The sequence below is a fragment of the Caecibacteroides pullorum genome (genome assembly GCF_019239235.1).
Taxonomy (GTDB): domain Bacteria; phylum Bacteroidota; class Bacteroidia; order Bacteroidales; family Bacteroidaceae; genus Bacteroides; species Bacteroides pullorum.
In genome coordinates this window covers 45,273-52,631 of sequence record NZ_JAAZTS010000023.1, presented here as the reverse complement: position 1 = coordinate 52,631, position 7,359 = coordinate 45,273, and the positions used below count along the sequence as shown (strand labels likewise).

Below are 7,359 nucleotides of genomic sequence, written 5' to 3'. Positions count from 1 at the left end.
GAGCGGAGAAACTGCGGGTGTATCCGGCCCTGTTCGAACTGGAGCAGGAGGGATGGCTCACGGTGACGGAACGGGAGGAGCTGGGGAGTGCGAAGCGGGTGAAGCTTCACCCCTGACCTTTCTCCCAAAGAGAGGGGGAGGAGATACCTGAAGAATGAAATCGGGCGGAGCAGCGACAGAGCGGCTTCGCCCGATTTTTGTCTGCGGACAGAGGATGATTGTGGCGGTGGAGATTTGGTTTTGTGCGGGGAATTGTGTATCTTTGTTATACGGAAGACAGGAACAGAAAAAGAATGGATATGAAGACGACTCAGGAATATATTCAACTGTTGAAGGAGTATAAGCAGAAACGGGGAATACTTTATGGTATATCCCGCATTGGTATTTTCGGATCTGTAGCTCGTGGAGAGCAGACGGAGGGTAGTGATGTGGATGTTTGTGTGGACTTGACAGTGCCCAGTATATTCAGTCTGGTGCATATTAAAGAGGAATTGTGCCAGTTGTTCGGTTGTGAGGTTGATGTGGTCCGCATCCGTCAGAATATGGATGCCCTGTTGAAACGGGATATTATGGAGGAGGGAATTTATGTATAAGAAAGAGCATGTCTTGCATCTGTTAGGACGTCGTTAAATCGAATCTTCCGGAAATGCTTGTGGTGGTTGAAGATATGATATCGTTTGTAGAGAGAGACGACGAGTGATAATACAAGCTCAAGTATTAGGTATGAAAAATCGGGCGAAACTGAGGAATAGCGGCTTCGCCCGATTTTTGTCTGGGGACAGAGGATGATTGTGGCGGTGGAGATTTGGTTTTCTGCGAGGAATTTCTTTTCTTTGCATAAAAGGAGGTGAAAGATGAAGACAGATGTATTGATTCAATTGAAAGATGCTTTGCAGAAATTGCTACCATCTGGCTCCCATGCTTATCTGTATGGCTCTCAGGCACGTGGTGATGCCCGTCCGGATTCGGATTGGGATATATTGATCCTGTTGGACAAGCAGAAAATTGAGGCGGAAGATTATGATAATGTCTCTTATCCTTTGGTTGAATTGGGGTGGTCGCTTAATGAGTGCATCAGTCCTGTACTCTATACGGTAAGAGATTGGATGAAATATCATTTTACTCCTTTTTTTCATAATGTGAAAGACGAAGGTATTTTGTTGTTATGAGTTTGAGTGAAGAGGATATTAAAGCAGTTGTCTTTTATCGTAAGGAAAAGGCGCATGCGACATTGCGTGAGGCTGAAGACATGATCGTGACGAAGCATTGGAATCTGGCCATGCAACGGATGTATTATGCTTGTTTTTATATGGCTTCAGCTTTGCTGGTCAGTGCGGGATTGAAGTCGCAGACGCATAATGGCGTCGTTGGCCAATTGGGGATGCATTATGTATCCAAGGGGCTTCTGACAAGAGAAGAAGGACGGTTGTATTCACGGTTGTTGCAGAATCGTATAACCGGGGATTATAATGACTTTTTTGATTTTGCAGAAGAGGATGTATTGCCATTGGTGGATCCTGTACGTCATCTACTTGACAAACTGGAGAGTCTGATTAATGTTTAATGAGAAGGTGTGGATGAGAAAATCGGGCGAAGCTGAGGAATGGTGGCTTCGCCCGATTTTTGTTTGGGGAGGTTTGGGTATGTCGGGGGGATTGCCTAACTTTGTATAAATAACGCAAATGGAAAACCTTAAGAACGATTAGATATGAAGGGTATTGTATTGGCCGGTGGTAGCGGGACGCGTCTGTATCCCATCACCAAGGGCGTGAGCAAACAGCTGCTCCCTATCTTCGACAAACCGATGATTTATTATCCGATATCGGTGCTGATGCTGGCGGGTATCCGCGAGATACTGATTATCTCGACACCACAGGACTTGCCGGGCTTCAAACGCTTGCTGGGCGACGGTTCGGACTACGGCGTACACTTTGAGTACGCGGAACAACCGAGTCCGGACGGGCTGGCGCAGGCGTTCATCATCGGGGCGGACTTTATCGGAAACGATTCGGCGTGCCTAGTATTGGGCGACAACATCTTCCACGGCAACGGGCTGAGTGCGATGCTGAAAGAGGCGGTGCGCACGGCGGAAGAGGAGAAGAAGGCAACGGTGTTCGGCTACTGGGTGAGCGATCCGGAACGTTACGGTGTGGCGGAATTCGACCACGAAGGGAACTGTCTCTCCATCGAGGAGAAACCACAGCATCCGAAATCGAACTATGCCGTGGTGGGCTTATACTTCTACCCGAACAAGGTGGTGGATATCGCGAAGAATATTAAACCGTCGGCTCGCGGGGAACTGGAGATAACGACGGTGAACCAACGTTTCCTGGAGGACGGAGAACTGAAGGTGCAGACCCTGGGCCGTGGCTTTGCCTGGCTGGACACGGGGACGCATGATTCGCTGAGCGAGGCGTCGACGTTTATCGAGGTGATCGAAAAGCGGCAGGGCTTGAAGGTTGCGTGTCTGGAGGGTATCGCTTTCCGCAAGGGCTGGATTACGGCTGAAAAGATGCGGGAACTGGCACAGCCGATGCTGAAGAACCAGTACGGACAATACCTGCTACAGGTGGTAGACGAGGTGGAACGAACGGGAAAATCGAACCTTTAAAAATGAAGAATGAAGAATTAATTTTCAACTTTCAATTCTCAATTATCAATTAAACAAGTGGAAATAATCAAAACAAGTATAGAGGGCGTGGTGATTATTGAGCCACGTATCTTTAAGGATGCGAGAGGATATTTCTTTGAATCGTTCTCGCAACGGGAATTTGATGAGAAGGTGAAACCGATTACTTTTGTGCAGGACAACGAGAGCATGTCGAGCTATGGCGTGATGCGCGGGCTGCATTTCCAGCGTCCGCCGTATGCGCAGAGCAAACTGGTGCGCTGCGTGAAGGGCGCGGTGCTGGACGTGGCGGTGGATATCCGCAAGGGTAGCCCGACGTACGGGCAACACGTGGCGGTGGAGCTGACGGAGGAGAACCACCGGCAGTTTTTCATCCCGCAGGGCTTTGCCCACGGGTTTGCGGTGTTGAGCGAGACAGCGGTGTTCCAGTACAAGTGTGACAACTTCTACCATCTGGAGGCGGACGGGGGTATCAGTATTCTGGACGAAAGCCTAGGTATCGACTGGCGCATACCGACGGAGAAGGCGATCTTGAGTGAAAAGGACACGAAGCATCCGGTGCTGAAGGACTTTGAAACGCCGTTTAAGATTTCAGAGTTCTGATTTCTGAATTTAGGGTTCTGATTTCAGATTTCAAAGTCGAGTTTTTGTCATGTTTCAATTTTCAACTTTCAATTATCAATTCAAATGGCAACATTTCAACGTACTATAGTCATTACCGGCGGTGCCGGTTTCATCGGCAGCCATGTGGTTCGCCTGTTCGTGAACAAGTATCCGGAGTATCGCATCATCAACCTGGATAAGCTGACGTATGCGGGCAATCTGGCAAACCTGAAGGACATTGAGGACCGTCCGAACTACAAGTTCGTGAAGATGGACATCTGCGACTTCGAGGCTTTCTACCGCCTGATGCAGGAAGAACACGTGGACGGCATCATCCACCTGGCAGCGGAGAGCCACGTGGACCGAAGCATCAAAGATCCCTTCACCTTCGCACGGACAAACGTGATGGGTACGCTGAGCCTGCTACAGGCTGCGAAGCTGTACTGGGAAAGCCTGCCGGAGAAGTACGAGGGAAAACGCTTCTACCATATCTCAACAGACGAGGTGTATGGAGCACTGGAGATGACGCATCCCGAAGGTATCGAGCCTCCGTTTACGACGAAGGCGTCGTCGGGCAAGCATCACCTGGCCTACGGCAAGGATTTCTTCTATGAGACGACGAAGTATAATCCGCACAGTCCGTACAGTGCCAGCAAGGCATCGAGCGATCACTTCGTTCGCGCCTACCACGACACGTACGGGATGCCGACCATCGTGACAAACTGTTCGAACAACTACGGCCCGTACCAGTTCCCGGAGAAGCTGATACCACTGTTCATCAACAACATCCGTCACCGCAAACCGTTGCCGGTGTATGGTAAGGGTGAGAATGTACGCGACTGGCTGTATGTGGAGGATCACGCACGGGCCATCGACGTCATCTTCCACAACGGAAAGATTGCCGAAACGTACAACATCGGCGGGTTCAACGAGTGGAAGAATATCGACATCATCAAGGTGGTGATCAACACGGTGGACCGTCTGCTGGGCCGCAAGGAGGGCGAGGATATGGACCTGATTACGTACGTGACGGACCGTCTGGGCCACGACATGCGCTACGCCATTGACTCGACGAAGCTTCAGCAGGAGCTGGGTTGGGAGCCCAGCCTGCAGTTTGAGGAAGGCATCGAGAAGACGGTGCGCTGGTATCTGGATAATCAGGAATGGATGGACAACGTGACTTCAGGGGATTACCAGAAATACTACGAAACGATGTACGGAAAATAAAGATTACACGGTGTGATAGGGGGCGTAGTGGTAGGCCACGGCTTTTCGCGCTTTCAGGGAAGCCGGTACGTCGATGAGCCGCTGGTTGCTGCTGCCCCGGAAACAGAGGCTCTCGTCGCGCAGGTCCTGACGGAAGCGTCCGTCGACCAGCACGTCGATATACTGCAGCAGAAGGCTCTGGCGAGGGTCTTCGAGTAGCTTTTCGAAGGTATATCCGGTGTAGCACCAGATGTTCTTGTCGCTTTTTTCCTTGATGGCGCGGGCCAGCTCGGCGAAGCCCTCCGGTTGGAACATGGGGTCGCCTCCGCTGAAGGTGACGTCGGCAAAGGGATCGTCGAGCACTTTTTCCAGAATTTCTTCAGTAGACATGCGACGGCCATGGCGAATGTCCCACGACTCGGGATTGTGGCAGCCGGGGCATGCGTTGGGACACCCGGCCGCATAGATGGAAGTGCGGAAACCGGGGCCGTCGGCAGTCGTGTCTTCGAGAATGTCGAGTATGGAGAGCATGGCGAACGGGTTTATTGGTGAATGACACGATCGTTCAGTTCGGCCAGCTTGGCCTTGTTCCAGCGGTCGGTGGTACCTACGAGGTAGCCGGTGATGCGCTGAAGACGGTCGATGCGCGTGCTGCCACATTTCGGGCAGGCGTCCAGGTGGTCGTCGGAGTTCTCGTAGCCGCAGTCCATACAGCGGTTGCGGTTGTGGTTGACAGAGCCGTAGCCGATGTTGTAGCGGTCCATCATATCGACCACGCGCATGATGGCTTCGGGATTGTGGGTGGCGTCGCCGTCTATTTCTACGTAGAAGATGTGGCCGCCACGGGTCAGGTCGTGGTAGGGCGCTTCGACTTCTGCCTTATGACGGGCACTGCATTTGTAGTAGACGGGGACGTGGTTGGAGTTGGTGTAGTACTCGCGGTCGGTGATGCCGGCCAGGACGCCGAACTGCTGACGGTCGGCACGGGTGAACTTGCCGGAAAGACCTTCGGCGGGTGTGGCCAGGATACTGTAGTTGTGCTGGTATTTCTCCGAAAATTCGTTGGCGCGGTCGCGCATGTAGGTGATGATCTTCAGACCAAGTTCCTGCGCTTCGGCCGACTCGCCGTGGTGCTTGCCTGTCAGTGCCACCAGGCATTCGGCCAGGCCGATGAAACCGATGCCCAGCGTGCCCTGGTTGATGACGGGGGCGATGGTGTCGTCGGGGCGCAACTGGTCGCATCCCAACCACAAGGACGACATGAGCAGAGGGAACTGCTTGGCGAAGGCGGTCTTCTGGAATTCCATACGTTCGTGCAGCTGGCGTGCGGTGATGTCGAGCATGGCGTCGAGCTTGGCGAAGAAGCGGGCAATGCGTTCCTCGGGCTTGGCAATGTTCATGCACTCGATAGCCAGGCGGACGATGTTGATGGTGGAGAAAGACAGGTTTCCTCGTCCGACAGATGTCTGAGGACCGAAACGGTTTTCGAAGACGCGGGTACGGCATCCCATGGTGGCTACTTCGTGCAGGTATCGCTTCGGGTCGTCGGCCTTCCATTCCTTGCTTTGGTTGAAAGTGGCATCCAGGTTGAGGAAGTTGGGGAAGAAGCGACGGGCTGTTACCTTGCAGGCCAGTTGGTAGAGGTCGTAGTTGCGATCGTCCGGCAGATAGCTGACGCCCCGTTTCTTTTTCCAGATCTGGATGGGGAAGATGGCAGTTTCGCCATTGCCCACACCGCGGTAGGTGCTGTTCAGCAGTTCGCGGATGATGCAGCGGCCTTCGGCCGAGGTGTCTGTACCGTAGTTGATGGAGCTGAACACGACTTGGTTTCCACCGCGTGAGTGGATGGTGTTCATGTTATGGATGAAGGCCTCCATAGCCTGATGGACACGGGCTACGGTCTGGTTGACGGCGTGCTGTACCAGGCGTTCGTCTCCCTGGAGTCCGTCGAGCGGACGGGACAGGTAGTCGTCCAGCTCTGTCTGGTAGAGGTGGGAATAGTCGGCACCGTTCAGGCGTTCGAGGGTCTGTACTTCTTCGATGAAGCTGTGGCGGACGTAGGGGGCCAGGTAGAAATCGAATGCGGGAATGGCCTGTCCGCCGTGCATTTCGTTCTGGGCGGTCTCCAGCGAGATGCAGCCCAGGATACTGGCTGTCTCGATACGCTTGGCCGGGCGTGATTCGCCGTGTCCGGCCGAGAAACCGTGAGTCAGGATGCGGTCCAGCGGGTGTTGTACGCACGTCAGGCTCTTGGTGGGGTAGTAGTCCTTATCGTGGATGTGCAGGTAGTTGCCCTTCACGGCATTCAGGATCTCTTCGTCCAGCAGGTAGTCGTCTACGAACGGTTTGGTGGTTTCGCTGGCAAACTTCATCATCATGCCGGCGGGGGTGTCGGCATTCATGTTGGCGTTCTCGCGGGTGACGTCGTTGGACTTGATGTTGATGATCTCCAGGAACATGTCGCGCGTCTTGGCTTTGCGGGCAATGCTGCGCTGGTTGCGGTAAGCAATGTATTTTTGTGCCACATCTTTGCGACTGCTCTTCATCAGCTCCAGTTCTACCATGTCTTGGATGGCTTCTACGGTCATCTGTGCTGCACCGCGGAAAGAAATGTGGTCGGTGATCTGGTGGATGAGCTGCATGTCTTCGCCTTTATCGGTGTGCAACATGGCTTTTCGGATGGCAGTGGCAATCTTCTCTTCGTTGAAGCCGACAATGCGGCCGTCACGCTTGATAACTGTCTGTATCATACGGTTTAGAATCTTGTTTGATGTGGATTATTGTTCTTTTTAGGTGATGCAAAGGTATCAATCTTATCTGATAGTTTCCAGTTTTGGGAAACTTTTTGTGATACAAAAATTGTTAATCATCTGATTTGCAATACATGTTTATCTTGTTTTGGAAAACTTTGTATTTTATGT

General features: G+C 52.5%; 8 protein-coding genes. 6 read left to right on the top strand and 2 right to left on the bottom strand.

Going from position 1 to position 7,359, the window contains the following annotated elements; genetic code table 11:
• Positions 1–299: 299 nt before the first annotated feature.
• The 6 genes from HF894_RS12615 to HF894_RS12590 all read left to right on the top strand — a co-directional run bounded on the left by HF894_RS12615 (position 300) and on the right by HF894_RS12590 (position 4,459).
• Entirely contained in the window at positions 300–593 is a 294-nt protein-coding gene (locus HF894_RS12615) for a nucleotidyltransferase family protein (protein WP_075318812.1), read from the top strand.
• A gap of 261 nt (positions 594–854) precedes the next feature.
• On the top strand, positions 855–1,169 hold the full coding sequence (locus HF894_RS12610; protein WP_204972837.1) for a nucleotidyltransferase domain-containing protein: 315 nt from the start codon (positions 855–857) through the stop codon (positions 1,167–1,169).
• A complete protein-coding gene (locus HF894_RS12605) occupies positions 1,166–1,564 on the top strand; it encodes a HEPN domain-containing protein (protein WP_021847325.1) in 399 nt (132 codons plus the stop codon). Before HF894_RS12610 ends, HF894_RS12605 begins: the two co-directional genes overlap by 4 nt.
• 144 nt (positions 1,565–1,708) lie before the next feature.
• A complete protein-coding gene (gene rfbA / locus HF894_RS12600; protein ID WP_204972834.1) occupies positions 1,709–2,611 on the top strand; it encodes a glucose-1-phosphate thymidylyltransferase RfbA in 903 nt (300 codons plus the stop codon).
• 57 nt (positions 2,612–2,668) lie between these two features.
• Positions 2,669–3,232 carry a dTDP-4-dehydrorhamnose 3,5-epimerase gene (gene rfbC, locus HF894_RS12595; protein WP_204972832.1) on the top strand — a complete coding sequence of 188 codons (564 nt, stop codon included), beginning with the start codon at positions 2,669–2,671 and terminating at the stop codon, positions 3,230–3,232.
• Between the two features lie 84 nt (positions 3,233–3,316).
• Positions 3,317–4,459: a dTDP-glucose 4,6-dehydratase gene (locus HF894_RS12590; RefSeq protein ID WP_204972830.1), complete on the top strand. Its 1,143-nt coding sequence runs from the start codon at positions 3,317–3,319 to the stop codon at positions 4,457–4,459.
• A gap of 3 nt (positions 4,460–4,462) precedes the next feature.
• On the opposite strand, the gene nrdG is transcribed toward HF894_RS12590, so the two are convergent.
• Together nrdG and HF894_RS12580 are read right to left on the bottom strand one after the other, a co-directional pair.
• A complete protein-coding gene (gene nrdG / locus HF894_RS12585) occupies positions 4,463–4,969 on the bottom strand; it encodes an anaerobic ribonucleoside-triphosphate reductase activating protein (RefSeq protein WP_021847321.1) in 507 nt (168 codons plus the stop codon).
• 11 nt (positions 4,970–4,980) lie between these two features.
• Entirely contained in the window at positions 4,981–7,188 is a 2,208-nt protein-coding gene (locus HF894_RS12580) for an anaerobic ribonucleoside triphosphate reductase (RefSeq protein ID WP_075316724.1), read from the bottom strand.
• Positions 7,189–7,359: the final 171 nt, after the last annotated feature.

Coding starts and splice junctions, on each gene's coding strand:
- nrdG (WP_021847321.1), bottom strand. CDS start 4,969: ATGCTCTCCATACTCGACATTCTCGAAGACACGACTGCCGACGGCCCC.
- HF894_RS12605 (WP_021847325.1), top strand. CDS start 1,166: ATGAGTTTGAGTGAAGAGGATATTAAAGCAGTTGTCTTTTATCGTAAG.
- rfbA (WP_204972834.1), top strand. CDS start 1,709: ATGAAGGGTATTGTATTGGCCGGTGGTAGCGGGACGCGTCTGTATCCC.
- HF894_RS12580 (WP_075316724.1), bottom strand. CDS start 7,188: ATGATACAGACAGTTATCAAGCGTGACGGCCGCATTGTCGGCTTCAAC.
- HF894_RS12615 (WP_075318812.1), top strand. CDS start 300: ATGAAGACGACTCAGGAATATATTCAACTGTTGAAGGAGTATAAGCAG.
- HF894_RS12590 (WP_204972830.1), top strand. CDS start 3,317: ATGGCAACATTTCAACGTACTATAGTCATTACCGGCGGTGCCGGTTTC.
- HF894_RS12610 (WP_204972837.1), top strand. CDS start 855: ATGAAGACAGATGTATTGATTCAATTGAAAGATGCTTTGCAGAAATTG.